This window comes from Streptomyces sp. NBC_01439 (assembly GCF_036227605.1).
Taxonomy (GTDB): domain Bacteria; phylum Actinomycetota; class Actinomycetes; order Streptomycetales; family Streptomycetaceae; genus Streptomyces.
Window position 1 is genome coordinate 3,373,925 of sequence record NZ_CP109487.1, and the last position, 25,149, is coordinate 3,399,073.

Below are 25,149 nucleotides of genomic sequence, written 5' to 3' on the forward strand. Positions count from 1 at the left end.
GTCAGAAGACCGATTCGGCCTCGTACATCCGCTCCTCGGGGACGGTCTTCAGCTCGGTGACCGCCTCGGCGAGCGGGGCCATCACGACGTCGATGCCGCGCAGGGCGGTCATCTTGCCGAATTCGCCGCGGTGGACGGCCTCTACGGCGTGCCAGCCGAACCGGGTCGCGAGCACCCGGTCGTACGCGGTCGGGGTGCCGCCGCGCTGGACGTGGCCGAGGATGACCGGGCGGGCCTCCTTGCCGAGGCGGTGCTCCAGTTCGATCGCCAGGCGGTTGCCGATGCCGGCGAAGCGCTCGTGACCGTACTGGTCGATCGCGCCCTTCTCGTACGGCATGGAGCCCTCGGCCGGGTGTGCACCCTCGGCCACGCAGATCACGGCGAACTTCTTGCCGCGGGCGAATCGTTCTTCCACCATCTTCACCAGGGCGTCCACCTCGAAGGGGCGCTCCGGCAGGCAGATGCCGTGCGCGCCACCGGCCATGCCGGACTCCAGGGCGATCCAGCCCGCGTGCCGGCCCATGACCTCGACCACCATCACGCGCTGGTGCGATTCGGCGGTGGTCTTGAGGCGGTCGATCGCCTCGGTGGCGACCATGACGGCGGTGTCGAAGCCGAAGGTGCGGTCGGTGCAGGAGATGTCGTTGTCGATGGTCTTCGGTACGCCGACGACCGGCATCCCGGCGTCCGACAGCATCCGGGAGGCGGTCAGGGTGCCTTCGCCGCCGATCGGGATGAGGGCGTCGATGCCGTAGCGCGTCGCCAGCTCCTGGGCGTTCTCGGCGGCTTCGTGGAGACGGGCGCGTTCCATGCGCGCCGAGCCGAGGATCGTGCCGCCACGGGCGAGGATGCCGCTGACGGCATTGATGTCGAGGGGGCGGAAGTGGCCGTCGAGGAGCCCCTTGAAGCCGTCCTCGAAACCGATGACCTCATCTCCGTGCCCGACCAGGGCGCGGTGTACGACCGACCGGATGACAGCGTTGAGGCCCGGACAGTCGCCGCCTGCGGTGAGAACTCCGATACGCATCGTGCTGTGTCTCCTGCCGTACATGAAGGGCGTAATGGTGAAGCCTGTCCGATTGTTCCACGGGCCCGGGGCGCCGCACGTTTTCGCCGGCTGCACCCCGAAGGCCCTTCGGCCCTCCCGGCCAGGCCTTTTCCCCGGGGGCGCCCTAGCCATTGGCAGAGGTATTGTCAAGAGGTCGAGGCAGAGCAAAGTGACATTCACGGCATGACATCCACAGCATGGGACGGAGAACGGGCGTGACGCGCAGCGTGTACGTGACCGGTATCGAGCGGGGGGACGGCCGGCAGGTCGTCGAGCTGGGAATCATGGAGCTGCTGACCCGGCAGACGGGCCGGGTCGGCGTCTACCGTCCGCTGCTGCACGACGCACCGGACCTGCTCTTCGACCTCCTCAAGGCCCGCTACCGGCTCGATCAGGACGCCGCGGCGGCCTACGGCATGTCCTACCAGGAGGCCTCGGCGATCCTGGCCGAGAAGGGCACCGACGAGCTGGTCTCGCGGCTGGTCGACCACTACCACCGGGTGGCCCGCGACTACGAGGTCATGCTCGTCCTCGGCACCGACTACGCGGAGACCAACCTCCCCGACGAGCTGGCGCTCAACGCCCGCCTCGCCAACGAGCTGGGCGCGGTCGTCGTGCCCGTGGTGGGCGGCACCAAGCACCACGCCGAGGCCGTGCGCGCCGAGGCCCGCAACGCCTACCGCGCCTACGAGACCCTGGGCTGCCACGTCGTCGCGATGGTCGTGAACCGGGTGGCCGCGGAGGACCGCGACGTCATAGCCGAGCGGCTGGCCGCCCGGCTGCCCGTGCCCTGCTACGTGCTGCCGGACGACAAGTCGCTCTCCGCACCGACCGTCGCCCAGATCACCCGGGCGCTCGGTGGCGAGGTGCTCCTCGGCGACGAGGCCGGGCTGGCCCGTGACGCCCTGGACTTCGTCTTCGGCGGCGCGATGCTGCCGAACTTCCTGAACGCCCTGACCCCCGGCTGCCTGGTCGTCACCCCGGGAGACCGCTCCGACCTGGTCATCGGCGCGCTGGCCGCGCACACTTCCGGGACCCCGCCGATCGCCGGAGTGCTGCTCACCCTGAACGAGCGGCCGACCCCGGAGATCCTGACGCTGGCCTCGAAGCTGGCACCGGGCACGCCCGTGGTGTCGGTGGCCGGCAACAGCTTCCCCACCGCCGCCGAACTCTTCTCGCTGCAGAGCCGGCTGAACTCCGCGACCCCGCGCAAGCTGGAGACCGCGCTCGGCCTGTTCGAGCGGCACGTGGACACCGGCGAGCTGCGGGGTCTGCTGTCGGTGGCCCGCTCGGAGCGCGTCACCCCCATGATGTTCGAGCACGAGCTGTTGGAGCGGGCCCGCTCGGACCGCCGCCGCGTCGTGCTGCCCGAGGGCACCGAGGAGCGCGTGCTGCGCGCCGCGGACGTGGTGCTGCGCCGGGGGGTCTGCGACCTGACCCTGCTGGGCGACGAGCAAGCGATCCTGAAGAAGGCCGCCGACCTCGGCGTGGACATCTCCGGCGCACAACTCATCGACCCGGCGACCTCCCCGCTGCGGGAAGGTTTCTCCGAGTACTACGCGCAGGTCCGCGCCCACAAGGGGATGACCGTCGAGCTGGCGGCCGACGTGGTCACCGACGTCAACTACTTCGGCACCCTGATGGTCCAGCGGGGCCTGGCCGACGGCATGGTCTCCGGTTCGGTGCACTCCACCGCGGCGACCATCCGCCCGGCCTTCGAGATCATCAAGACCAAGGCCGAGGCGTCCATCGTCTCCTCCGTCTTCTTCATGTGCCTGGCCGACCGGGTCCTGGTCTACGGGGACTGCGCGGTCAACCCGGACCCGAACGCCGAGCAGCTCGCCGACATCGCCGTCCAGTCGGCCGCCACCGCGGCCGCCTTCGGGGTGGAGCCGCGGATCGCGATGCTCTCGTACTCGACCGGCACCTCGGGCAGCGGCGCGGACGTCGACAAGGTCCGCAAGGCCACCGAGCTGATCCGCGAGCAACGCCCCGACCTCGCCGTCGAGGGGCCGATCCAGTACGACGCGGCCGTGGAGCCCTCGGTCGCCGCGACCAAGTTGCCCGGGTCCCAGGTGGCCGGCCGCGCGACGGTGCTGATCTTCCCGGACCTCAACACGGGCAACAACACGTACAAGGCCGTGCAGCGGTCGGCGGGAGCGGTGGCGGTCGGCCCGGTGCTCCAGGGTCTGCGCAAGCCGGTCAACGACCTCTCGCGCGGTGCGCTCGTCCAGGACATCGTCACCACCGTGGCCATCACCGCGATCCAGGCGCAGGGCGCGCCGGCGCCCGCGGCCACCGCCTGATCCCCCGCATCCCCACAGCCCGCGACAAGGAAAGACCCTCATCGTGACCGCATCGCGCGTACTCGTCCTCAACTCCGGCTCCTCGTCGGTCAAGTACCAGCTCCTCGACATGACCGACCGGTCCCGGCTCGCCGCCGGCCTGGTGGAGCGCATCGGCGAGGAGACCTCCCGGCTGGTGCACGAGCCGCTCTCGGGTCCGGGCGCGGCCGCCGGCCGACGGGAGCGGCTCGGCCCGATCGCGGACCACGGGGCCGCGCTGAAGGCCGTGGCCGCGGAGCTCGCCGCGGACGGAATGGGCCTGGACTCGCCCGAACTGGCGGCGGTGGGGCACCGGGTGGTGCACGGCGGGACGCGGTTCACCAGGCCGACCGTGATCGACGACGAGGTGCTGGCGGAGATCCGGAACCTGATCCCGCTCGCCCCGCTGCACAACCCGGCGAACGTGACGGGCATCGAGGTAGCGCGCTCGCTGCGCGCGGACCTTCCGCAGGTCGCCGTCTTCGACACGGCCTTCCACTCGACGATGCCGGAGCACGTGGCGCGGTACGCGATCGACGCCCGGGTCGCCGACGCGTACTCCATCCGGCGGTACGGCTTCCACGGCACCTCGCACGCCTATGTCTCGCGCGCGACGGCCCGGCTGCTCGGCAAGCCGGTGGAGGACGTGAACGTGATCGTGCTGCACCTCGGCAACGGCGCCTCCGCCTCGGCCGTGCGGGGCGGGGTGTGCGTGGAGACGTCCATGGGCCTGACCCCGCTGGAGGGGCTGGTCATGGGGACCCGTTCGGGCGATGTCGATCCGGCGGTCGTCTTCCACCTGGCGCGGGTGGGCGGCTTCTCGGTGGATGAGATCGATTCGCTCCTGAACAAGAAGAGCGGTCTGCTGGGCATGTGCGGCGACAACGACATGCGCGAGGTGCTGCGGCGCGCGGGCGAGGGCGACGAGGCGGCGAGCCTCGCCTTCGCCGCGTACGTCCATCGGCTGAAGAAGTACATCGGGGCCTACGCGGCGGTGCTCGGGCGGGTGGATGCGGTGACCTTCACGGCCGGGGTCGGCGAGAACGCCCACCAGGTGCGCGAGGCTGCGATCGACGGCCTGGCCGCGCTGGGCCTGGTGCTGGATCCGGAGGCCAATGCCGTGCGCTCCCCCGAGCCGCGGCTGGTCTCGGCGGAACGTGCCCGGGTGGCGGTGGCGGTGGTCCCGACGGATGAGGAACTGGAGATCGCCACCCAGGCGTACGCGCTGGTTACCCAGTAGTCACTTGGACTTTCCACCAGCCGGAATATTCCGCTACGAAACAAACCGATAGGATCCAGTCATGCGCCGTTCCAAAATCGTCTGCACGCTGGGCCCCGCCGTCGACTCGTATGAGCAGCTGAAAGCGCTCATCGAGGCAGGTATGAACGTGGCCCGATTCAACTTCAGCCACGGGTCCCAGGCAGAACACCAGGAGCGGTACGACCGCGTCCGGCAGGTCTCCGAGGACACCGGGCGCGCCGTCGGCGTCCTCGCCGACCTCCAGGGCCCGAAGATCCGTCTGGAGACCTTCGCCGAGGGTCCCGTCGAGCTGGTGCGCGGTGACGAGTTCACCATCACCACCGAGGACGTCCCGGGTGACAAGTCCATCTGCGGCACCACCTACAAGGGCCTCCCGGGCGACGTCGCCAAGGGTGACCAGATCCTGATCAACGACGGAAACGTCGAGCTCCGGGTGACCGAGGTCGAGGGCCCGCGGGTGCGGACCATCGTCATCGAGGGCGGTGTCATCTCGGACCACAAGGGCATCAACCTGCCGGGTGCCGCCGTGAACGTCCCCGCCCTGTCGGAGAAGGACGTCGACGACCTCCGCTTCGCCCTGCGGATGGGCTGCGACATGGTCGCCCTGTCCTTCGTCCGCGACGCCAACGACGTCAAGGACGTCCACAAGGTGATGGACGAGGAGGGCCGCCGGGTCCCCGTCATCGCCAAGGTCGAGAAGCCGCAGGCCGTCGAGAACATGGCGGCCGTGGTCGACGCCTTCGACGCGGTCATGGTGGCCCGCGGTGACCTGGCCGTCGAGTACCCGCTCGAAAAGGTCCCGATGGTCCAGAAGCGGCTCATCGAGATGTGCCGCCGCAACGCCAAGCCGGTGATCGTCGCGACCCAGATGATGGAGTCGATGATCACCAACTCCCGCCCGACGCGCGCGGAGGCGTCCGACGTCGCCAACGCGATCCTCGACGGCGCGGACGCGGTCATGCTGTCGGCCGAGTCCTCGGTCGGCGCCTACCCGATCGAGACCGTCAAGACGATGTCGAAGATCGTCACGGCGGCCGAGGAGGAGCTCCTGTCCAAGGGCCTCCAGCCGCTGGTCCCGGGCAAGAAGCCGCGCACCCAGGGCGGCTCCGTGGCCCGCGCGGCCTGCGAGATCGCCGACTTCCTGGACGGCCAGGCGCTGATCGCCTTCACCCAGTCCGGCGACACCGCCCGCCGCCTGTCGCGCTACCGCGTGACCCAGCCGATCCTGGCCTTCACCACCGACGTCAACACCCGCAACCAGCTCACGCTGAGCTGGGGCGTCGAGTCCTACATCGTGCCGCACGTGGACACCACCGACGCGATGGTCGACCTGGTGGACGGCGAGCTGCTCAAGCTGAACCGCTACAACCAGGGCGACACCATGGTCATCACCGCCGGCTCGCCCCCCGGCGTCCCCGGCACCACCAACATGGTCCGGGTCCACCACCTGGGCGGCGACGCCCGCGACTGACGTCGCCCGCCGCACCGACTCTGCCGCACAGAGGCCGAGGGCGGCACCCCGCAGTGATGCGGGGTGCCGCCCTCGGCGTTTTCGCGCGTGCCCGGTACGGGACTACTCCGGCGGGCCGATGTAGTTCTTCAGGCCCGGAACCGTCAGGGTGCCGCCGAACTGGCCGGCCTGAACCACCTTGACGTCCGTGAAGAAGGCGAACGGGACGTTCAGCGGCGGCGGGCTGTTCGGGGTGAACTCGACCGGGATCAGGTCGAAGAGGTCGCCCTTGAGGCTCTCGGTGTACATCGTCACCGTGCCGCCGCGGATCTTGGACGTGGAGCCCGGACGCGACTTCAGGTGGGCGACGTTCCCCGACGCGCCGACCGTCTGGTAGAGGTCCTTGATGTCCAGCGATTCCGCGGTGAACTTGAGGACCTTCTTGGTCTTGCCGCCGGCCGTCTTCACCTCGACGATGCCGTGGTAGTCCAGGCCGTAGAGGGTCAGCCTGGAGCTGTCGAGGTACCAGGGCTCATCCGGCAGGAGCGGGATGTCCTGCTCCAGCTCGGCGTCGGCCAGCGCCTTGGCGTCGTAGGTCGGGCACGGGAAGGGCTGCTTCCCGTCCGGGTCCTTCGTCTCCTCGTCCTTGGCCTTGTCCTCGTCCTTGTCCTCGTCCTTGTCCTCGTCCTTGGCCTCGTCCTTGGCCTCGTCCTTGGCCTTGTCCTTGGACGCGTCGCCCTTGGCCTTGTCCGCGGCTTCGTCCTTGGCCTTGGCGTCGCCCGTCTCGTCCTTGGGGTCCTGCTCGGTCTTCTTGACCTCCGCGGACAGCTCCTTGACGTCGACACCGGCCTTCTTCGCCGCTTCGCGGATCGCGTCCGCGGCCGGGTCCGGCGTCGGGGCCGCCGTGGCGGGGCCCGACGGAGTGGTCGCGGGCGTCGGGGTCGCCTTCGCCGTCGCGTCCTTGAGGGGCCTGCCGAGCTCGTCCACGAGGTTCTTGAGCGCGTCGCCGACACCCAGCGGGTCCAGCGGGTTCGTGGACTTGGTCGCCTCCGGAGCCGGCGTCGTGGCCGCGGGCGCGGCCGGGGCCTTCTCGTTCGCCACCGGGGGCTTGGCCGCCGACGGAGACGTGCTCGGCTTCGCCTTCTCCTTCACGGAGGCCGATGCCGATGCCGACGGAGAGGGCGTCGCGCTGGGCGACGTGCTCGCCGAAGGCGTCTTCGAGGGCGAGGGCGAGGGGGACTTCGACTCGGTCTCCGCCGGCTCGTCGGACCGTGTCACACACGGCCCGGGCGCGAAGGGGATCTCCTTGTCGTCGGCCACGGCCAGTTTCGGCGCCATGCCCATCCCGACGAACACGGCCGTCGGCATCGCCGCGAGCGCCATCGTCTTGCCGACGGGTATCTGGATCTTGTTCAGCAGCGACTTCCTGGGCGCCGCGTGGCGCGGCCCCTTCACTACACGGGACTCTGCGCCTGGGGCCACGCCCCGCTGCGTCTCGTCACCCCGCACTGTTCCTCCCGCCATCGGCGTGGGCAGTCGTCTCGCTCGCGTGTGCCGTTTCCGTCACGTGGGGACCCGGGACGCCGTGGGCGCCCATGTTCGCCGTCGCGTCCGCCTTGCTCAGGCCGACGACGCCCGGCTCCGCCACCGGCTCCTCGCCCTCCTCGACCGGCTGCCCCGGCGCCCAGGCCAGGGCGAGTGCGCCGCCGACCATGGAGAAGGTGAAGCCGACGAAGAAGCCACCGAGGTTGGACACCGGGATCGAGACCAGGGCGAGCAGGATCGCGGCCACGCCGGCGAAGACACGGATGGTTTCCTGGAACCAGAGGGCCAGGCCCAGCGTGATCAGCAGTACGCCGATGATCAGTGCACCGGCGCCGCCGGTGGTGGCCATCGCGAGGCTGACGTTGCCCAGCCGCAGGTCCGCGTAAGGGAAGTAGGCGATCGGGAAGCCGCCGAGGAGCGTGAACAGCCCGGCCCAGAAGGGACGGCGGCCGCTCCAGGCGTGGAAGTGGTAGTAGACCACGGTGGGCCAGGCGTCGTCTTCTGCGCGAACGTAAACCGGGGCCTGGGGGTTCATGGACAACAGCTCCCTGGAAACGGTGGTACTTGAAAACTCTGTGGAGCCCGAACGGGCGGGGGCAACGGCTGTCACCACCCGCCCGTCCGGTCAGGCACGGGGACCGGTCAGTCCTTGATGTCCTGGTAGCAGGGCTGGTCGCCACCGAGGAGGCGCAGCTTCAGGTTGGGCAGCTTGAAGGTGCCCGCCGTGGTCGCCCACGCCTTCTGCTTCACGTTCGTCAGGACGGCCCGGTCGGCACGCTGCGAGAACGCGTACGGGCTCGCGACCGTACCGGCCTGCGGCTTGGTCTTGTGGCTCGAGTCGCCGACCGCGACACCGATGTCCAGGTTGGTGAACTCGGCGTCGGTGTCGAGCTCGGCCACATCCAGGTAGATGTTGCTGGCCTCGGCCGGGGTGCCCTTGTGACCGGTCTTCAGCTGGAGCGTGATGTTGCCCAGCGGAGTCGGGGTGACCAGGGACTGGCACATGTTGGTGATCTTGGCGTTGCTGAACCCGGAGATGGTGACCGGGTGGTGCTGGGCGTTGCCCTTGAGGTCGTGTCCCTCGGCGACACCGCCGTACTGGATCAGGTTTTGACCGTCGAGCTTGTCGGCCGAGACCTTGAAGTCCTGGCCGGAGACGCTGAACGACGCCGCGAGGGCACCCTGCGCCAGACCCACACCGACCGCGGCCGTGGCCGCGATGCTCGGCACCATGACGAGCGCGAAGCGCTTCCATCTGGTCCCGCCACGAACCTGAGAACTCATTTCGTTCCTCCTTCTCGGACGTACATCTCCGGTCCGGGCCGTGCCCGTCCTGGGATGGGAGAAGTGCTACGTCCTCGGGAAGGAGCGCAGGCGGCCGGGCCGCGGCTGTGCCACGTCCGATACACCGGCGATCACCCCCGAGCGACAACCACTGGGCCACGCGTTCGCGCAACCTGGAGGACAGGCCCCGCCGGTGTGGCAGAGACCCCCCTGTCCCACGGCCGGTGCCACTGCCACAGGCCGGCTCGGTGGGGACCCTCCACCGCGGCTCCGAGTGAGCGGCTCTGCGGGAAGGACCGAGCGTCGCCGATCGTGGTCCATTCCAGGCCGGGGCACAAGGGGGTTCGTTACTGGCGGGTAACGGCCAGATAACCTGAGGACGACCCGTCGCCGTCGGGCAGCAACACAGGGTGCCACCCAGGGCCACGACAGAACGGACGAATGGCGAACACACCGGACAGTTCACGGGGTTCGATTTACTGCGAGTAACAGCGGCCGCGATTGCCAAGTTTTGGCAAAGCGCGGCCGCTGTTTATCTACGTGTCAACAAATCGCCGGCGACCCGGTGGCGTACGGGCGGCGCGCGGCGCAGGCCCCGGAACGGCCGCGGAGCCGGTCCGGACGGCGGCCTAGAAGAGCACCCGCGCGAGCGCCGTGCGCGCCGCGGAGACCCGCGGGTCGTCCGCGCCGATGACCTCGAACAGCTCCAGCAGCCGCAGTCGCACGGCGTCCCGGTCCTCACCGAACGTGACGCGGACGGTGTCCACCAGGCGCCCGAAGGCGTCCTCCACGTGACCGCCGACCAGGTCGAGGTCGGCCGCGGCGATCTGCGCCGCCGGGTCGCGCGGGTTCTCGGCCGCCGCGGCCCGCACCGCCTGCGGGTTCATGTGCTGGACCCGAGCGAGGAGCTCCGCCTGGGCCAGGCCCAGCTTGGCCTCGGTGTTGCCCGGGTCGTCCGCGAGCACGTTCTTGTACGCCTGGACCGCGCCGCCGAGGTCACCGGCGTCGAGCGCGACGACGGCCGCCTCCAGCAGGGCGTCGTGCGGGCCGGCCGGGATCTCGTCCGCGTCGGTGGCGGCCGCACCGGCCCCCTCCGCGTCCGGGTCCACCTCGATGCCGATGATCCCGAAGCGGTCCTCGGCGACCTGGACGAGCTGGGCGAAGGTCTCGCGGATCTGCTGCTCGGGAACCACGCCCTGGAACAGCGGCAGCACCTGGCCCGCGACCACGGCGAAGACGGCCGGGATGCCCTGGATCTGGAACTGCTGCATGAGCATCTGATTGGCGTCGACGTCGATCTTGGCGAGCACGAGGCGGCCGTTGGCCTCGGTGATCAGGCGCTCCAGCAGCGGACTGAGCTGCTTGCACGGCTGGCACCACTCGGCCCAGAAGTCCAGGACGACCGGAACCTCTGCGGAGAGCTGGAGCACATCGCTTTCAAAACCGGCCTCGTCTACGTCGATGACGAGCGCCGACGGCGGCACGGCACCGGCGGACGGACCCGCCCCACCGGCCCCGCCGGCCCGGTTCGCCGCTTCGGCGCGGGCCTGCTCGGCCTTGGCCTTGGCCTCGCCGGCCGCCTTCACCGCGGCGAGGTCGACGACGCCGCTCATGGACATGTTTCTGGGCTGCATGCGTACATCCTCCCCCGTGTGCGCGCGCCGACGAAAAAGATCGCGTGAATTGGCCGTGCCGCCGTACCGTCGCGATCGTGATGTTGAACGGCGCCGGGTCCCCACCTGGCGCCTGTAGCTCTTCGCGTGGTTGTCGCTCTTACGCTACGAGCCGTAGCGTAACTCCCCCGGCGGCCCCCCGCGCCCCTTCCGGTCCCGTGATCTGAACCACAGCGGCCCTTTTGCCTACCGGCGGGTATGGTCTCGGCCATGCGCAACCCCAGCCCCGGCCGCACCGGTCGTCCCCGCAGTGCCGCCGCGGACGCCGCGATCCTCGCCGCGACCCGGGACGCGCTCGTCGAGCTGGGCTGGTCGAAGCTGACGATGGGGGACGTGTCCGCCCGGGCGGGGGTCGCCAAGACCACCCTCTACCGGCGCTGGGCGGGCAAGAACGAGCTGGTCGTGGACGCGGTCGCAGAGCTCTTCGACGCCCTCGAACTCCCGGACCGGGGCTCCCTCGAAGCGGACATCGAAAACGTGGTGCTGCAGTTCGCGGAGCTGCTGCGGCGCCCGGAGGCCCGTACCGCCCTGATGGCGGTCGTCGCCGAGTCCACCCGGGACGAGGCCCTGCGCGACCGGATCCGGTCGGCGATCGTGGACCGGCAGAAACGTCTCGTCGTACTGGGTCGCGAACGGGCCCAGGCCCGTGGCGAACTCCCGTACGAGGAGGACGAGTCCCTCGCGGGCCGCACCACGGACCTGATCTTCGACGTGATCGCGGGCACGGTGGTGCACCGCGCCCTGGTGAGCTCCGAACCGGTGGACGAGCTCTGGGTGGCCACCTTCACGGCCCTGCTGATGCACGGCCTGCGCGGCCCGGCCGTCGCCTGAACCCGGGCCGTCGCCCGAACCCACCCGACCGCCCGCTGCCGCCGCGCCGTCAGAAGGTCCACGCCCCCGAGCGGCGCCGGGATTCCAGGACCTGCTCCGCCAGCGCCGCGGCCCGCGGGTTCTCCCCCGGCCAGGGCCGCCGACGGCCCGGCCAGCTCGCCCAGCGCAGCGCGTCGGCCTCTTCCTCGGGCCGCAGACCGGCCGCGACAAGCGCGCCCCGGGCCGCTTGGGCCCCGGCCGTGCGGTAGCCGATGTCGCGGGCGTCCGGCCAGTAGACGCCGCCGTCGGTGATCAAGGCCGCGGCCTCGACCCCGTCCAGCCCCAGCTCGATGCCGTCCCGCACCGCCGCGAGGAACTCGGCGGGCAGCCGGTCCTCCCGCGCCAGGTTCAGGATCTCCGTCCCGGCCGGCCCCGGTGGCTCGAAGTCGACGACGACGTAGGCGTAGTGGCCCCCGCAGCCGCCCTTGTTCATCACCACGCGCGCGCTGACGCCCCGTACGGGAACAGGAAGGCCGGTCATGGCGCCACCGTACGGGCGCCACGACCGGCCGTCTCACCCCGCCGGACCTAGAAGCCCGGCGGCTCGGTGTACGTGCCCCACTCGTCGCGCAGGACGTTGCAGATCTCGCCCATCGTGGCCTCGGCCCGCACCGCGTCCAGCATGGCCGGGATCATGTTCGTCCCGTCCCGGGCGGCGTCCAGCATCGTCTTCAGCGCCGCGTCGACCTTGGCGTCGTCGCGGCGGGCCTTGCGGGCCGCCAGCTCCCGCACCTGGACGGTCTCCACCTCGTGGCTGACCCGGAGGATCTCCAGGTCACCCGTGACCGACCCGTGGTGCACGTTGACGCCGACGACGCGCTTGTCGCCCTTCTCCAGCGACCGCTGGTACTGGAAGGCCGATTCGGCGATCTCGCCGGTGAACCAGCCGTCCTCGATGCCGCGCAGGATGCCCGAGGTGATCGGCCCGATCGGGTGCTGCCCGTCGGGGTGGGCGCGCAGACCGCGCTCCTTGATCTGCTCGAAGATCTTCTCGGCCTCGGCCTCGATGCGGTCGGTGAGCTGCTCCACGAACCAGGAGCCGCCCAGCGGGTCCGCCACGTTGGCCACGCCCGTCTCCTCCATCAGCACCTGCTGCGTGCGCAGGGCGATCTCGGCCGCCTGCTCGCTCGGCAGGGCGAGGGTCTCGTCGAGGGCGTTGGTGTGCAGCGAGTTCGTGCCGCCGAGCACGGCCGCCAGGGCCTCCACGGCGGTGCGCACGACGTTGTTGTACGGCTGCTGCGCGGTCAGCGAGACACCGGCGGTCTGGGTGTGGAAGCGCAGCCACATGGACTTCTCGCTCTTCGCCCCGTAGACCTCCTTCATCCAGCGGGCCCAGATCCGGCGTGCGGCGCGGAACTTGGCGATCTCCTCGAAGAAGTCGAGGTGCGCGTCGAAGAAGAAGGAGAGGCCGGGCGCGAAGGCGTCGACGTCCATCCCGCGCGAGAGGCCCAGCTCCACGTAGCCGAAGCCGTCGGCGAGGGTGTACGCGAGCTCCTGCGCGGCCGTGGCCCCGGCCTCGCGGATGTGGTAGCCGGAGACGGACAGCGGCTTGTAGGCCGGAATGCCCTTCGTGCAGTACTCCATGAGGTCGCCGATGAGGCGCAGGTGCGGCTCCGGTTCGAAGAGCCACTCCTTCTGGGCGATGTACTCCTTGAAGATGTCGGTCTGGAGCGTGCCGTTGAGGACGGCGGGGTCCACGCCCTGCCGCTCGGCGGCGACCAGGTACATGCAGAAGGCGGGGACGGCCGGGCCGGAGATCGTCATCGAGGTCGTGACGTCACCGAGCGGGATGTCCTTGAACAGGACCTCCATGTCGGCGGCGGAGTCGATGGCGACCCCGCAGTGCCCGACCTCGCCGAGGGAGCGGGGGTCGTCGGAGTCGCGCCCCATGAGGGTCGGCATGTCGAAGGCGACCGAGAGCCCGCCGCCGCCGGCGGCGAGGATCATCTTGTAGCGCTCGTTGGTCTGCTCGGCGTTCCCGAACCCGGCGAACTGCCGGATGGTCCAGGTCCGCCCGCGGTAGCCGGTGGCGTGGAGCCCGCGGGTGTACGGGTACTCGCCCGGCCACCCGATGCGCTCGAAGCCCTCGTACGCGTCGCCGGGCCGGGGTCCGTAGACCGGCTCGACCTCGTCGCCGGAGAGCGTGGTGAAGTCTGCCTCGCGCTTGCGGGCCTTGTCATAGCGGGCCTGCCAGCGACGGCGGCCTTCCTCGATGGCGTCAGCGTCCATACCCACGAATTTACTAGGACGTCCTAGTAAATGTCGATGGCAAACCCCCGGGGACTCGCCCCGGGGGTGGGTGACGCTCGCCTCCTGCGCGGCGGCGATCAGGCCTTGGCGGTCGCGAGCGAGTCGCTGACCAGCGGCTCGACCTCGGCGCGGATCTTGCGCTCGACGAAGAAGGCGGCCACCGGAATCGTTCCGCTGAGCATGACCCAGAGCATCTTGCCGAAGGGCCACCTGGCCTTGGAGCTCAGGTCGAAGGCGAAGACCAGATAGATCATGAAGAGCACACCGTGGGCCTGCGAGACCACGAAGGTCAGGTCGGCGCCGGTGTCGAAGCCGTACTTCGCCACCATGCAGGCACAGAGGATCAGGAGCATGACCGCGGTCACGTAGGCCATGACGCGGTAGCGGGTCAGCACGCTTCGTTTCATGCCGACGAGCCTAGCCGTCCGTTTTGCTCGATCTTGACGCGGCCCCGGGCCCCGGCCTCCGGCCCGGGCTACTCCTGGAAGTCCGCCGCGGCCACCCGCAGCGGGCGCAGCAGCGCGAAGATCTCCCCGCACTCCTCGGCGTCGTACGCGCCCAGGCCGAAGTCGACGGCCATCAGGTCCTTCGTGGCGGCCTCGACGACCTCGCGGCCCTTCTCCGTGATGGAGGCGAGGGTGCCGCGGCCGTCGTTCGGGTTGGGCCGCTTGGCGACCAGTCCGGACTTCACCAGCCGGTCCACCGTGTTGGTCACCGACGTCGGGTGGACCATCAGCCGCTCGCCGATCTTGGACATCGGCAGTTCGCCGGCCTTGGAGAAGGTGAGCAGCACCAGCGCCTCGTACCGGGCGAAGGTCAGCCCGTACGGCTTGACGACCGCGTCGACCTCACCGAGCAGGATCTGCTGCGCGCGCATGATCGAGGTGATCGCGGCCATCGAGGGCACGGGTCCCCAGCGCTGCTGCCAGAGCTCGTCGGCGCGGGCGATGGGGTCGAAGGGAAGGCTGAGCGGCTTGGGCACGCGTCCGACCCTACCGGGAGGTCACTTCACCGCGGGGGCCGTCTCACCCCTCAGTCGTTCCTCCTGCCGGGCGGCCGCCCGGAGTTCGGCCAGGAGCAGCAGGACGACCCCCGTACCGAGGAGCCCGGCTCCGGTGACGACCTCGTGCACCGGGCGGAATTCGGCGGCGAGGCCGGCCAGGGCCATGCCGACCCCCTGGAGGGTCATCAGGCCGGTGCTGAGCAGCGTCATCGCCCGGCCTCGCAGCTCGTCGGGAACGGCTTCGACGTACCACTGGTCCAGCCCGAGGGTGTAGGCGTGGGCCAGCCCGGCGAGCAGCAGGGCGGCGAGGACCACGGGCAGGCCCGGCCGGACGGCGAAGAGCAGGAGCGGCAGCAGCCCGGCGGCCGCGAGCGGCACCACGATCCTCGATCGCGCGGGGGCGGTGAGGGCCGAGCCGGCCCAGAGCTCCCCGACGATGGTGCCGACGGGCAGGGCGCACATCATCAGGCCGAGGGCGGCGGTGCCGACGCCGATGCCGTCCGCGTACGGAGCGAGCAGCGCCTCCGGGGCGACGAGGAAGACGGGCGGCAGCCAGAACAGCAGCATCAGCGCGCGCAGCCGGCGCCGGCCGAGGACGGCGCGCAGTCCGGCGAGCGGGGAGGTTCGGGCGCCGCTGCGGGCGGGGCGGCTGCGCGTGCCCAGCCTCAGCAGCAGCGCGGAGCCGAGGAAGCCGGCGGCGGTGAGGGCGATGGCCGCGCGCGGCGCGAGCGCGGTGAGCAGCAGCCCGCCGAGGCCGAACCCGATGAGCTGGGCGCTCTGGGCCACCATGCGCAGCAGCGAGCGGCCCAGGACGAAGGCGTCGCCGGTGCCGAGGACGTCGGCGAGGGAGGCGTTGCGCGTGCCCTGGAACAGCGGCGCCACGAAGGCCATCGCGCAGCGCAGTACGAGGAGCACGGCGACGGGCGTGCCCGGCGCCACCATGGCGGCCGCGCAGAGCGCGCAGACGAGGTCGCAGGCGACGAGCACCCGGCGGGCGGGGTGGCGGTCGGCGATCCCGGCGAGCAGGGTGCCGCCGAGGACGTACGGGAGGAAGCCGAGGGCGAAGGTCAGCGCGCTCATCAGGGGCGAGCCGGTGGTGCGGTAGACGAGGACGGACAGCGAGATCTCGGCGACGACCACGCCGAACACGGACAGCAGGTGGGCGGCGAAGACGGTCCGGAACTCACGGACCCGGAACACGGAGCGGTAGCCCGGTGGCGGTACGGACCGCCCGGGCGCCTGGGTGTCGGTTGGCATGGGCCCAGCGTCCCGGGCCCGGGGCCCGCGCCCCAGAGATTCGGCTGGGGCCGAATGGTGGTGCAGAGTCCTCACGTCGCCGGCAACATCGTCGGCACCGGCGTCGTGGGCGGCACCGGCATCGCGCGGGACGGGGAAGGGGAGGGAGCGCCGGGATGGGGTTGCACCACTACTTCGGGCACGAGGACCTGCTGCGGTGCCGCTTCGCGCTCTCGCCCGCATGGGAGACGCAGGAGGCGGTCCGCACCCTGAACCGCCCGGACCGGCAGGGCTACCACCTGCCCTGGCTGCGGCGGATCCGCGCCGCAGCCGACGGGCTGGACCTGCGGCCGCTGTGGCTGCTGATGCCGCACCACGGGCACAGCGCGGACTTCATCGGCCCGCCGCCCAGCGGCCCCGGGGTCTCCTTCGAGGAGGAGATCGCGCTGATCCGCGGGGCGGATCCGGACCTGGCGCGCGAGGACATCCGCCAGTCGCTGGCCTGTACACCGGGCGCCCTCGACAGCGACCTGGGCCGGTCGCTGCTGGCCGATCCGGCCCGGGCCGTGCGGGACCTGGCCGATCTGCTGGAACGGTCCTGGAGCGTGCTGATCGAGCCGCACTGGCCGCGGCTGCGGGCCCTGCTGGAGGCGGACATCCTCTTCCACTCGCGCCGCCTCGCGGCCGGCGGTCTGCAGTCCCTCTTCGACGGGCTGCACCCGAGCCTCTCCTGGGACGCCGCCTCCCTGACCCTGACCATCGACCGGCCCACCAGTCACCACGAGCGCGTCCTGGGCGGCCGGGGACTGCTCCTGATGCCGAGCGCCTTCATCTGGCCGGGGATCGCGGGCGGTTTCGACGCGCCCTGGCAGCCCACCATCGTCTACCCGGCCCGCGGCATCGGCGCTCTGTGGACCCCGGCCCGGGAGAACACCCCGGACGTGCTCGCCCAGCTGCTGGGCCGGGCCCGGGCCGAGGTGCTGTGCGCGCTGGAGGAACCGGCCTCCACCACGGCGCTGGCCCACCGGCTCGGTCTGGCCCCGTCCACGGTCTCGGCCCATCTGGGGGTCCTGCGGGCGGCGGGGCTGCTCATCTCCGCACGCCACGGCCGCCAGGTCCGCTACGAGCGCACCCCGCTGGCGATCGCGCTCACCACGGGCGACCCGGCCCCCTGAGCCCGGCCGACCAGCTCGGCGACCTCGTCCGCCCTACCCGGCCGGCTCGTCCGCCCTGCCCGGCCGGCTCGGCCCGCCCGCACCTGCCGCCGGTGTCGCACAGCCATGCCAACTATCCGACATGTCAACATATCCCGGTATCTCGCTCCGCTGCCCGACCCTTCGTCCCGAGGAAGCCGGATGCCCCCCGCCGCTCACAGGCCGCGTTTTCGCACCACCGCCCCCGTCCTCGGCCTCCTCGCGCTCCTCGCCGCGGCCCCCGCCTGCGGCGGCGAGCCCGCACCCGAGCCGGGGACCCCCGCCGTCACGCCCGCGGCGCCCTCCGCCATCGTCGCGGCCGAGGAGTCCCCGTTCTGGGTGGACCCGCACAGCGACGCCGCCCGGCAGGTCGCGGCCTGGGAGGCGGCGGGCCGCAACAGCGACGCCCAGGTGCTGCGCAGGATCGCGGACCGCCCTCTCACCCTGTGGGGACCCGGCGGCGACCCCGGCCCCGAGATCCGCCGGGCCAGGGCGGGAGCCCGGGCCACCGGGCGGACCCTGCTGCTCGCCGCGTACAACATCCCCTACCGGGACTGCGGTCAGCACTCGGCAGGCGGCGCCCCCGACGCCCGGGCCTACCGCAGTTGGATCGGCGCCTTCGCCGACAACATCGAGGACACCAAGGCCGTCGTCGTCCTGGAGCCGGACGCCATCGCGCACATCATCGACGGCTGCACCCGGCCCGAGCACCACGCCGAGCGCTACCAGCTGCTCTCCGAGGCCGTCGACCGGTTGAAGAAGAACCCCAACACCAAGGTCTATCTGGACGCCGGCAACCCGGCCTGGATCCCCAACCCCATGGACCTGGTCGACCCGCTCTTCAAGGCGGGCCTCGACCGCGCCGACGGCTTCGCCCTCAACGTCTCCAACTTCCAGCCCGACGCGGCCGCCCGGGCCTACGGCGCCAAGATCTCCAAGGGCACCAGCGGCAAGCACTTCGTCATCGACACCAGCCGCAACGGCGACGGCCCGCTGCCCGGCAACCGCACCCAGGCCTGGTGCAATCCGCCGGGCCGGGCGCTCGGGGCGCCGCCGACCGACAAGACGGGCGACCCGCTCGTCGACGCGTACCTCTGGGTCAAGCGGCCCGGCGAGTCCGACGGGACCTGCCGCGGCGGCCCGTCCGCCGGCACCTGGTGGCCGGACTACGCCCTGGGGCTGGCCCGCCGCGCCAGGGAATGACGGGGGGTGTCCCGTCGGTCGGGCCCTGCGCGACCGGCCGGACAGCTCCTACGGGGCCGCCGGCTGCGGGGCCTCGACCCGGAGCCACTTCGCCACCGAGGGCGTCCCGTCGCCATCGGTCACGAACAGCATGTACCAGCCCGGCGGCACCAGCGTCGGATCCTGCGGCACCTCGACCGTGACCGAGTCGTCCGTCTTGGTCAGCCCGAGTTCGATCGAGCGCTGTTCCACGTCCGTGGTGTGCGTGACCGCGCTCGGCCGCATCAGGCGGGCCCGCTCGATCCGCTCCGGGTGCGCGGCGGCGAAGGTGGCCCGCCCGTCCGCGTCGAACTCCTTCGGCCCCTCGCCCAGGACGGGCCGCCGGTCCTCGCCGCGGTAGAGGTACGGGGGCGAGTACACCTCCAGCCGGTGCTCGAACTTCCCGAGCCTGGTGTTGTCCTTGTCGGCGAAGAGCGGGTCCGAGCCGAAGGTCGCCACGCGCCCGTCGGGCAGCAGCAGCGCCTCGGAGTGGTAGTTGCGGCCCACGGTCGGATCGGCTGCGGCCACGAAGGAGTCGGTGCGCGGGAAGTAGAACTGCGCCTTGTGGATGTCGCTGGCGCCGCGGCCGCGGTAGTCGGCGGAGCCGCCCGTGGTGAAGACCGAGTCGTCCGGCAACAGCACGCTGCTCAGGTAGCGGGTGGCGCGCGGCAGCCGCGCCGAGGACCGGAAGACCGGATTCTCCTCCTTCAGGTCCACGATCGCGGTCCGGCTGGAGGAGAGCTTGGACTCGCCGACCCCGCCGCCGCCGAGGACCATCACCTTCTGCTCCTGGGCGGGCGGCAGCAGGAGCGAGGCGGAGGTCTCCAGCCGGTCCGGCTCCGCGAGCCCGCCCACCTTCTTGAACTCGTTGGTCGCAAGGTCCCACACGCCCGGCTCGCGCCCCTTGGTCTTCGGACCGTAGCCCGCGTTGGAGCCGGTGTAGAGGAGCTTGCCGCTCTGCATCAGGAAGAGCGCGGGATAGGTCGGGAAGTAGTGGAAGGGGGCCTTGGACCACTTCTTCGTCCGCGGGTCGTAGTACTCGTTGTCGCCGGGCACCACGTCGCCCACGTCGTTGAGCCCGGAGACCGCGAGCACCCGCCCGTCCTCCAGGGTCACGAGGGTCGGGTACCAGCGGGCGTCGCTCATCGGGTCGACGCGCAGGTACTTCTCCGCCACCGGGTCGAACTCGTACGCCGACTTGATGCCCTGGAAGTCCTGCTTGTCGGCGCTCAGCCGCTCCGCGAGCCCGTAGACGTTGTCGGCGTCCTTGCCGGTCAGCCCGACCACCTCGTACTGCGCGGCCTCCGTCGTCAGCCCCTCGGCGCCGGGCTTCACCGCCTCCACGAAGACCCGCGACTCGGCGGCGACCACGGTGGTGCGCCACGGCATGACCTGCCCGCCGCGCCCGTAGGTGATCTCGAACTTCTTCTCGGCCTTCGGCACGACCACGTCGAACTTCGCCTCGTACTCCACCCCGGACGGAGAGCGGAACCGGGTGCCCTTGCGCAGCTTGACGATCTTGTCGGGGTTCTCGTTCTTGACCCGCATCCGGCCGCCCGCGCGGGTGACCTTCCCGTGGAGGACCTCGTACCGGGCGGTGCCACCGGCCACCAGCAGCCGCCCGTCGGGCAGCTGGCTGTGCCCGGCGCAGAAGAAGTCCTCCGGTGTCGGGATCTTCTTGAAGCTGTCGTCCTTCGGGTCCCACAGGACGGTGTCGAAGGTTCCCTTGTCGAAGTTCTTCTGGTTGTTGCCGCTGCCGGCGATGAGCAGCACCTTGCCCGTGTGCAGGAGGGCCGCGTGCATGGCGTTGATCCGGTACTCCTCGGGGAGCCCGATGAGGTCCCACGACCCGTACTGGATCCGGTAGCTGGTCTGCCCGATCTTGTACGCGTGGTACTTGTCCTCGGCGAAGGAGATCGCGGCGGGCGCGTTGAGCGCGACGAGCACCAGCACGGCGGCGGCGCCCAGGGCGGTCTTCTTGAACTTCTTCGACGGCCGGTAGTCCATGCTCAGTTCCCTCCTGTCGCCCGGACGTACGCCGGCTCCTCACCCGGCTCGGAGCCCGGGTCCGCCGCGCCCCCGGGTCCCGTCCGGCCGCGCGTCATGCACCACACGGCGACCGGGGCGAGCGCGATGGCCAGCGCCAGCACCGCCCAGACGCGCATGGCGACGTGCGTGTGGTCGAAGTAGACGGACGCCAGGAGCGAGACGATCAGGACGGCGGCCCAGAAGAGGTGGATGCGGAAGGTCATCAGCCGGTCGGGGCTGGCGTCGCCGCCCTTGGGGGTGACGACGAAACGGCCCTCGGTGCGCAGCACCGCCGAGCCGAGTGACCTGAGGTAGACGGGCGCGCAGACCGCGGACAGGGCCATGCCCGCGACACCTCCGGAGCCGGCCGGTTCGTGGGGGGAGACGTTGTGGCGGCGGTTCCACAGGTAGAGGCCCACCTGGAGGGCGGCCGCGTCGGCGTAGAGCATCAGCCAGACCTTGGAGGAGACCTGGGTGCCGGAGGCCCCGAACCACAGGAAGAGGGCGCAGCTGAGGACGCCGAGCAGCCAGTTCACGGCGGTCATCGGGTAGTAGACGAGCATCAGCGTGTAGTTGAGCCGGCGCCCGGCGGGCATCGTGAAGAGGCCCTTGCGGTACTGCTTGAACAGGGTCTCGTAGGTGCCCCGCGACCAGCGCAGCTGCTGGGTGAAGAGGTCGGTCCAGGAGGCGGGTCCCTCGCCGACGGCCAGCACGTCGGGGGTGTAGACGGAACGCCAGAACCGCCCCGTGGCGGGGTTCTTGCGGCGGTGGAGCTCGAAGCCGGTGGCCATGTCCTCGGTGATGGAGTCGTAGAGCCCGCCGATCTGTCGCAGGGCGCTGATCCGTACGGTGTTGTTGGTGCCGACGAACATGGGGGCGCCGTACCGGTTGCCGGCGCGCTGGATCAGGGCGTGGAAGAGGTACTGCTGGGACTCGGCGGCTTTGGTGACGGCCTCGGTGTAGTTGCCGTAGACCTGCGGGCCGACGACGAAGGCGACGTCGGGGTCGCGGAAGAAGCCGAGCATCCGCTCCAGGTAGTTCGGGAGGGGGACGTGGTCGGTGTCGACGGAGGCGAAGAACTCGTAGTCGTCGCCGTGCCGCTCCAGCCAGGCGTTGTAGTTGCCGTGCTTGGTCTTCGCCCGGTGGGGGCCCTTCTTCGTGTTCCACTCGGGCACTCCCCTGCGGGTGAAGTGCCGTACGCCGAGCTTCGCGCACAGCGCCCGGGCCTCGGGGTCGTCGCCCTCGTCCAGGAGCCATACGTCCAGCCGCCCGTCGTGGCGGACGCGCCGCGCGCCCCGGAGGGTGGCCCGCAGCATGGCGAGGGGCTCTTTGCCGGGAACGTAGGTCGTCAGGAACGCGACGCGGGTACCGGGCTCGGGCGGTACGGGGACGGGGTCGCGGGCGGCCATCGTGGCGTGCGCGATCGACACCACGTTCACCAGCGTGAACAGCATGATCAACGCGACGGAGCAGAGCATCATGGCATCGCAGACGACCAGCCAGCGGGCGGCGCCCTCCCGGACGGTCCAGTGGGTGGGCCAGACCAGGTAGAGCAGCAGTCCGGCCGCGGCCACCGGCGCGAGCGTCATGAGGGCGATCGCCCGTATTCGGGTGCGGACCTCCTCGCGCGAGAGGAGGGAGCGGTACTCCACCCGGTGGACGCCGCCCGGGCCGGGAGCCGGCTGCGCGAACGGACCGGCGAGGCGGCTGTGCGTCTCGTAGTCGAAGCCTTCCGGCGCCACGGTCCCTCCCGGTGCTCGATCCCGAGGCCTGTACCCCCACGAAAGGTGACGGACCCGGTCGTGTCGAACGGGGATCGGCCGACCGGGCGGTCCTTCCTCAGGTCCGGGGCCACAGGGCCGTACGGGTGACGTGCGCGACCGGCGGGGTCGGCGCGGCCACCGCGAGCCCGACCCGATTGGCAAGGCACCCCCGGGTCAGCGGGTGCCGCGCCGCAGGCCGTGGCGCACCACGCGCTGGCTCAGGGAGCCGAGGCCCTCCAGCACGGCGGCCAGCCCGGCGAGCTGTTCCAGCGCGGCGAACGCGCTGCCGGCTCCCCCCGGGTCCACCCCTTCGTACAGCTCGATGCCGATGAACGAGGCGGCCGTGGCCCGGGCCAGCCCGGCCGGGTCGGCATACCCCTCCAGCGGGGTCGCCGACAGCAGCCGGGTGAGGACCTCCTCCAGCTCCGCGATCCACAGCCCGAGCCCGTCGGCGGTGGCGGCGGCCAGGACGGGCGAGGTCTGCCCGGCGGCCAGTAGCTGCCCGAGCAGGGCGACGTTCCCGGCGGCCCGCTCCTCCTCGTGCATGGCGCGGGCGAACTCCAGCAGCTCGGCGAGGCTGCCCAGGGCGGCGAGCCGGTCGCGGTAGCGGGCCACCCGCTGCTCGGCGCCGTACCGGCAGGCCGCGGCGAGCAGCTCGTCCACCGAGCCGAAGTGGTAGAAGATCAGGCCCTGTCCCACCCCGGCGGTGGCCGCGACGGTACGGGCGGAGGCCTTGGCGATGCCCTGCTCGGCCACGGTGCGCAGGGCCCCTTCGAGCAGCTTCTCCTTGGTGGCGGCGCTCATGCCCGGACCTCCTCGCGGACCGGGCGCAGGTCGCCGCAGAGCCCGCTCGCCCACCGGTCGCGGGCGTCGACGTACTGCGCGGTGAAGGTGCCCTCGTAGCCGAAGAGCGGTCCGAAGCGGCGGTTGACCACCCGTACCCGGATCCGGAACCGGCCGGTGGTCTCGTCGAAGGACTCGCGGACCTCGGCGTCGCCGCCGATGAGGTCGGGGACACGGACGTCGATGCGGCCCTCTCGGAAGCGGTGTTCGCCGGAGCGGATGAGCAGCGAGCCGTCGGGCTCGGCGCTCATGTGGAGGTCGCTGGCGAGGTGCTGGTGGGTGCCCAGGTAGTCGAGGACGCAGTCGCGTTCGGGGCTGTGGACCATCGTGGCGTCGAAGCGGTGGGCTCCGCCGGGCAGCTGGAAGGTCCGTACGAAGGTGACGGTCTCGCGCCCGAAGGAGTCGAGGTAGGGGAGGTTCTCGATGACGAAGGGGACGTTCCGTCCCTCGTGCGGCACCAGGATGTTCCGTACGCCACCGAGCCGGAGGAAGGGCTTCACGTAAGCGGGGCCGTGCCAGATCCGCTCCATGGTGCCGCGGCCGATGCAGCCCTCGCCGCTCGCGAGCCCCACCGAGAAGCGGCGCTGGATCTGCGGGTGCAGGCGGTCGAACGCGGCGCCCATGTGGGCCCGGAAGATGGAGGTCACGACGGCTCCAGGGTGCTCAGCAGGCGGGGTGCGCGGGCGGGGGTGCGGCCGGGCGGGGTGCGCAGGCAGCGGCGGGCGGCCGGGGTGCCGGGCAGCGGCGGCAGCAGCAGGGCGGCGGCCAGGACGAGCAGGGCGGCCGGTAGCGGCGCGTACAGCAGGGCGGCCACGGACAGCAGGACGCGCAGCGCGCCCTCGCCGATCGCACGGGCGAGCGCGCGGCCCGGGGTGGTCCCGCGCTCGCACCACAGCCGCAGCCGGTCGAAGGACCAGGCCGTGGCCCAGCCCATGAGCGGGCGGAACACGAGCCGGTCGGCGAGGGCGCCGAAGCGGCCCCAGCGCGGCTGGTAGTCGTAGCCGGTGAGGAAGCGGATCCCGTCGGGGCCCGGGACGTAGCGCCAGTACCCGCTGCCCTCGGCGAGCAACGACAGCGGGTGCTCCGAGGCGAACCGCAGGGCCGAGACCCGGCTGCCGTCGGACCGGTGGCGTTCCCCGGCGGAGATCCCGGTCCCCTCGACGGAGAGGAACGGCAGCACGCGGGTCGCGTACCGGAACCGTTGGGGCTCGCCCTCGGCGCACGGGAGGTGGTCGATGGAGGTGAAGCGCAGGTCCCACCGCTGGTGCTGCGCCGGGTCCTGGCTGCGCTCCCACAGCTCGTCCATGCCGACCCGGATCCGCGTCTCGACGTACAGGCCCATCGCCCCCCCCGTGCCGCGAATTGAGCGATCGCTCAACCGGCACCTTAGGGGAAGTTGAGCGCTCGCTCAAGACACGCCCGTCCAGCTCCCCGGGGCATGCGAAAGCGCCCCCGGCCCGCTGTGGGCCGGGGGCGCTTTCGGAAGTACCGGTGGGACGAGGACCGGTGAGGGCGGCTCAGCCCTCGGCCAGGTGCCGCTCCACCGTCTCGACCTTGGAGGTGATCCCGTCGTGGACCCCGGGGCGGATGTCGGCCTTCAGGATGAAGGAGACGCGCGGCGCCCGTTCCTCGACGGCCGCCACCGCACGCCGGACCACGTCCATGACCTCGTCCCACTCGCCTTCCACGGTGGTGAACATCGCGTCGGTGCGGTTCGGCAGCCCGGACTCGCGGACCACCCGCACCGCGTCGGCGACGTACTCGCCGACTTCTTCGCCGACCCCCAGCGGGGTGACCGAGAACGCGACGATCATGCGTCGGCCGCCTCGCGCGCACGGGCCGCGACGACGCTGTCGGCCTCGTCGCGCTTGAGGAGCTTGTCGCCGTACAACCCGCCGAAGGGCACCAGCGCGAGCGCGAAGAAGAGGAGGGCCTTCTTGAAGGGCCACTTCGCCTTGTTCCAGACGTCCAGCAGGAAGACCGCGTACAGGACGAACAGGATCCCGTGGATGGCGCCGAGCGGCATCATCAGGTAGTCGATGTCCGAGATCCGGCTCAGCAGCGAACCGAAGATCAGCAGGGCCGGGAACGACAGCGCCTCCGGAACGGAGACGAGGCGCAGTCGGTGCAGGGCGGAGGCGGTCTTGATGTCCACGT

23 protein-coding genes are annotated in these 25,149 nt (G+C 71.3%); 6 read left to right on the forward strand and 17 right to left on the reverse strand.

Annotated features, from left to right (window positions below):
• Position 1: 1 nt before the first annotated feature.
• The gene (locus OG207_RS14480; protein WP_329098966.1) at positions 2–1,027 is read right to left on the reverse strand and encodes an ATP-dependent 6-phosphofructokinase; all 1,026 of its coding nucleotides are present in this window, start codon (positions 1,025–1,027) and stop codon (positions 2–4) included.
• Between the two features lie 236 nt (positions 1,028–1,263).
• Here OG207_RS14480 and pta point away from each other — a divergent pair, with 236 nt between their 5' ends.
• From pta to pyk, 3 genes are all read left to right on the forward strand, one after another.
• Positions 1,264–3,354 (forward strand): phosphate acetyltransferase, encoded by a 2,091-nt coding sequence (gene pta / locus OG207_RS14485; protein ID WP_329098967.1) that lies wholly within the window; start codon positions 1,264–1,266, stop codon positions 3,352–3,354.
• 43 nt (positions 3,355–3,397) lie between these two features.
• Positions 3,398–4,612 carry an acetate/propionate family kinase gene (locus tag OG207_RS14490; RefSeq protein ID WP_329098968.1) on the forward strand — a complete coding sequence of 405 codons (1,215 nt, stop codon included), beginning with the start codon at positions 3,398–3,400 and terminating at the stop codon, positions 4,610–4,612.
• 61 nt (positions 4,613–4,673) lie between these two features.
• A complete protein-coding gene (pyk, locus tag OG207_RS14495) occupies positions 4,674–6,104 on the forward strand; it encodes a pyruvate kinase (protein ID WP_329098969.1) in 1,431 nt (476 codons plus the stop codon).
• A gap of 102 nt (positions 6,105–6,206) precedes the next feature.
• Here the strand turns inward: pyk and OG207_RS14500 are convergent, their stop codons facing one another.
• The 4 genes from OG207_RS14500 to OG207_RS14515 all read right to left on the reverse strand — a co-directional run bounded on the left by OG207_RS14500 (position 6,207) and on the right by OG207_RS14515 (position 10,546).
• Positions 6,207–7,592: a hypothetical protein gene (locus OG207_RS14500; RefSeq protein ID WP_443072714.1), complete on the reverse strand. Its 1,386-nt coding sequence runs from the start codon at positions 7,590–7,592 to the stop codon at positions 6,207–6,209.
• Positions 7,582–8,163 (reverse strand): DUF6114 domain-containing protein, encoded by a 582-nt coding sequence (locus tag OG207_RS14505; protein WP_329098971.1) that lies wholly within the window; start codon positions 8,161–8,163, stop codon positions 7,582–7,584. The genes OG207_RS14500 and OG207_RS14505 overlap by 11 nt, the downstream gene beginning before the upstream one ends.
• Before the next feature lie 107 nt (positions 8,164–8,270).
• On the reverse strand, positions 8,271–8,912 hold the full coding sequence (locus OG207_RS14510; protein WP_329098972.1) for a DUF6230 family protein: 642 nt from the start codon (positions 8,910–8,912) through the stop codon (positions 8,271–8,273).
• A gap of 629 nt (positions 8,913–9,541) precedes the next feature.
• Positions 9,542–10,546 carry a tetratricopeptide repeat protein gene (locus tag OG207_RS14515; protein WP_329098973.1) on the reverse strand — a complete coding sequence of 335 codons (1,005 nt, stop codon included), beginning with the start codon at positions 10,544–10,546 and terminating at the stop codon, positions 9,542–9,544.
• 249 nt (positions 10,547–10,795) lie between these two features.
• Between OG207_RS14515 and OG207_RS14520 the strand changes: the two genes are divergently transcribed.
• A complete protein-coding gene (locus OG207_RS14520; RefSeq protein WP_328788673.1) occupies positions 10,796–11,416 on the forward strand; it encodes a TetR/AcrR family transcriptional regulator in 621 nt (206 codons plus the stop codon).
• Between the two features lie 49 nt (positions 11,417–11,465).
• On the opposite strand, the gene OG207_RS14525 is transcribed toward OG207_RS14520, so the two are convergent.
• The 5 genes from OG207_RS14525 to OG207_RS14545 form a co-directional block, all read right to left on the reverse strand.
• A complete protein-coding gene (locus tag OG207_RS14525; protein WP_329098974.1) occupies positions 11,466–11,936 on the reverse strand; it encodes a hypothetical protein in 471 nt (156 codons plus the stop codon).
• A 47-nt stretch (positions 11,937–11,983) separates the two neighbouring features.
• On the reverse strand, positions 11,984–13,684 hold the full coding sequence (locus OG207_RS14530; RefSeq protein WP_329098975.1) for an acyl-CoA mutase large subunit family protein: 1,701 nt from the start codon (positions 13,682–13,684) through the stop codon (positions 11,984–11,986).
• 98 nt (positions 13,685–13,782) lie between these two features.
• Positions 13,783–14,112 carry a DUF3817 domain-containing protein gene (locus OG207_RS14535; protein ID WP_329098976.1) on the reverse strand — a complete coding sequence of 110 codons (330 nt, stop codon included), beginning with the start codon at positions 14,110–14,112 and terminating at the stop codon, positions 13,783–13,785.
• A 68-nt stretch (positions 14,113–14,180) separates the two neighbouring features.
• Entirely contained in the window at positions 14,181–14,687 is a 507-nt protein-coding gene (locus tag OG207_RS14540) for a MarR family winged helix-turn-helix transcriptional regulator (RefSeq protein ID WP_202199672.1), read from the reverse strand.
• A 21-nt stretch (positions 14,688–14,708) separates the two neighbouring features.
• Positions 14,709–15,965 (reverse strand): MFS transporter, encoded by a 1,257-nt coding sequence (locus tag OG207_RS14545; RefSeq protein WP_329098977.1) that lies wholly within the window; start codon positions 15,963–15,965, stop codon positions 14,709–14,711.
• A 155-nt stretch (positions 15,966–16,120) separates the two neighbouring features.
• Here OG207_RS14545 and OG207_RS14550 point away from each other — a divergent pair, with 155 nt between their 5' ends.
• Both OG207_RS14550 and OG207_RS14555 read left to right on the forward strand, forming a co-directional pair.
• Positions 16,121–17,119 carry an ArsR/SmtB family transcription factor gene (locus OG207_RS14550; protein WP_329098978.1) on the forward strand — a complete coding sequence of 333 codons (999 nt, stop codon included), beginning with the start codon at positions 16,121–16,123 and terminating at the stop codon, positions 17,117–17,119.
• Between the two features lie 180 nt (positions 17,120–17,299).
• Entirely contained in the window at positions 17,300–18,340 is a 1,041-nt protein-coding gene (locus OG207_RS14555) for a glycoside hydrolase family 6 protein (protein WP_329098979.1), read from the forward strand.
• Positions 18,341–18,388: 48 nt separating this feature from the next.
• On the opposite strand, the gene OG207_RS14560 is transcribed toward OG207_RS14555, so the two are convergent.
• From OG207_RS14560 to OG207_RS14590, 7 genes are all read right to left on the reverse strand, one after another.
• Entirely contained in the window at positions 18,389–20,365 is a 1,977-nt protein-coding gene (locus tag OG207_RS14560) for a kelch motif-containing protein (RefSeq protein ID WP_329098980.1), read from the reverse strand.
• A 2-nt stretch (positions 20,366–20,367) separates the two neighbouring features.
• The gene (locus OG207_RS14565) at positions 20,368–22,128 is read right to left on the reverse strand and encodes a glycosyltransferase family 2 protein (RefSeq protein WP_329098981.1); all 1,761 of its coding nucleotides are present in this window, start codon (positions 22,126–22,128) and stop codon (positions 20,368–20,370) included.
• Between the two features lie 195 nt (positions 22,129–22,323).
• Positions 22,324–22,953 carry a TetR/AcrR family transcriptional regulator gene (locus OG207_RS14570; RefSeq protein WP_329098982.1) on the reverse strand — a complete coding sequence of 210 codons (630 nt, stop codon included), beginning with the start codon at positions 22,951–22,953 and terminating at the stop codon, positions 22,324–22,326.
• Positions 22,950–23,639 (reverse strand): DUF4166 domain-containing protein, encoded by a 690-nt coding sequence (locus OG207_RS14575; RefSeq protein ID WP_329098983.1) that lies wholly within the window; start codon positions 23,637–23,639, stop codon positions 22,950–22,952. The genes OG207_RS14570 and OG207_RS14575 overlap by 4 nt, the downstream gene beginning before the upstream one ends.
• A complete protein-coding gene (locus OG207_RS14580; RefSeq protein ID WP_329098984.1) occupies positions 23,636–24,334 on the reverse strand; it encodes a hypothetical protein in 699 nt (232 codons plus the stop codon). The genes OG207_RS14575 and OG207_RS14580 overlap by 4 nt, the downstream gene beginning before the upstream one ends.
• A 175-nt stretch (positions 24,335–24,509) precedes the next feature.
• On the reverse strand, positions 24,510–24,806 hold the full coding sequence (locus OG207_RS14585; RefSeq protein ID WP_150259427.1) for an MTH1187 family thiamine-binding protein: 297 nt from the start codon (positions 24,804–24,806) through the stop codon (positions 24,510–24,512).
• Positions 24,803–25,147, reverse strand: a complete 345-nt coding sequence (locus OG207_RS14590; RefSeq protein ID WP_329098985.1) for a DUF3817 domain-containing protein — start codon at positions 25,145–25,147, stop codon at positions 24,803–24,805. The genes OG207_RS14585 and OG207_RS14590 overlap by 4 nt, the downstream gene beginning before the upstream one ends.
• Positions 25,148–25,149: the final 2 nt, after the last annotated feature.